1 protein-coding gene is annotated in these 306 nt (G+C 29.4%); it reads right to left on the bottom strand.

Annotated features, from left to right (window positions below; translation table 11 throughout):
- On the bottom strand, positions 1–218 hold a 218-nt coding region (locus FOJ82_RS16565; protein ID WP_221933212.1), incomplete at its 3' end, for a hypothetical protein.
- Positions 219–306: the final 88 nt, after the last annotated feature.

Raw genomic sequence — 306 nt, 5'->3', positions numbered from 1 at the left:
TGAGCAAGACCACTTAAAATAGAAATAATAGATAGTATTTTAACGCTTTTTGATGAACCGACTATAAAGAAAAGTACAGGTAAGATAATTGAGACAGCTAGTAAAATAATCCTTGAACTGAGTAAGGCAATGAGGTCATCATGTTGATATGTTAAATTAATATTGATCAAGCTATAAATATTAAATGCAGTAAGTAAAATTAGAATGATTTGTTTCATTTTTATACGCTCCCTTTGGGGACTTATTATAGCAGAAATAATGAAGAAATGATTGGTGGAGACTATGGTAGAGAAGTTAAATATTACC

It is taken from the genome of Tessaracoccus rhinocerotis (assembly GCF_007197885.1).
GTDB classification, from domain to species: domain Bacteria; phylum Actinomycetota; class Actinomycetes; order Propionibacteriales; family Propionibacteriaceae; genus Arachnia; species Arachnia rhinocerotis.
This window is presented reverse-complemented; position numbering and strand designations above follow the sequence as displayed.